A 1,277-nucleotide genomic window follows, 5' to 3' on the forward strand; every position below is an offset into this window, starting at 1 on the left:
TGATCCTCCCCCGGTTCCACGGACACCTCTGATACGCTCCTTGCGGGCGGGGAAGGTGTTTGATGGCCAAGACGAGACGCGAGTTCACCCCAGAGTTCAAACGCGAGGCGGTAGCGCTGCTGGAGAGCAGCGGCCGCCCGCAGATGCAGATCGCGGCCGAACTCGGGATCCAACCCTCGATGCTGAGGCAGTGGCGCACGGGGCTGATGGGTGGCTCCCCACCGCCGCGGGCAGCAGGTTCACCGGGCGCCGCATCCGCGAGCCCGGTGGCTTCCCCCTCCGACCAAGCGGCCGAGATCGCCCGTCTGCGGCGTGAACTCGACCGGACGCGCATGGAGCGCGACGTCCTAAAAAAAGCGATCGGCATCTTTGCGGAGATGCCCAAGTGACGTTCGCCTTCATCGAGCAGCATGCGAGCACCTGGCCGGTGCGTCTCATGTGCCGCGTGCTCGAAGTCTCTCACAGCGGCTACTACGACTGGCGATCCCGTCCCGAGAGTGCGAGGTCGGCGTCCAACCGTCGCCTTCTCGACGACGTCCGCCGAATCCATGTCGGGCATCAGAGGCGCTACGGCTCGCCTCGGGTCCATGCCGTCCTGTGCGCAGAGGGGCGAACGACCAGTCGTGGGCGGGTGGAGCGCCTGATGCGCCGTCATGGCATCCGAGCCCTGGCAGGACGTCGATACCGGCCCTGCACGACCGACAGCCGTCACGATCTGCCGATCGCGCCCAACCTCCTGAAGCAGCAGTTCTCGGCCGCGCTACCCAACACGGTCTGGCTGGCGGACATCACCTACCTGCCGACCGGAGAGGGCTGGCTTTACCTGGCCGCCGTCCTCGATCTCGCCACCCGCAAGATCGTCGGCTGGTCCATGCGCGAGCACATGCGGACCGAGCTGACCTCGGCCGCCCTGATGATGGCCACCCAACGGCAGCGACCGGGGGCCGGCCTCATCTGTCACTCGGATCGCGGCAGCCAATACGCCGCCGAGGCCTACAGAGCGCAGCTCGCCGACATGAAGGCGACGCCCTCCATGAGCCGGACAGGCTGCTGCTACGATAACGCCCCGATGGAGAGCTTCTTCCACACGCTCAAGGTCGAACTCGTCCACCAGAGACGATGGGCGACCCGGGACGAGGCCCGACGCGACTTGTTCGCCTACATCGAGGGCTACTACAATCGGCAGCGCATCCACTCGGCCCTGGGATACATCACACCCGAGCAAGCCGAACGGAACGCGAGCTAACCCCCCTGTCCGTGGAACCGGGGGAGGATCA

The 1,277-nt window shown here is 66.6% G+C and carries 1 protein-coding gene; it reads left to right on the forward strand.

Going from position 1 to position 1,277, the window contains the following annotated elements:
• Positions 1–62: 62 nt before the first annotated feature.
• Positions 63–1,246 (forward strand): IS3 family transposase gene (locus MFF13_RS08185; protein ID WP_238271836.1). Its coding sequence is split into 2 segments (ribosomal slippage): positions 63–360 and positions 360–1,246, totalling 1,185 coding nucleotides; the frame shifts between segments, so codons are not numbered across the junction.
• Positions 1,247–1,277: the final 31 nt, after the last annotated feature.

Origin of the sequence: Methylobacterium cerastii, from assembly GCF_022179125.1 — a bacterium.
Lineage (GTDB): Bacteria > Pseudomonadota > Alphaproteobacteria > Rhizobiales > Beijerinckiaceae > Methylobacterium > Methylobacterium cerastii.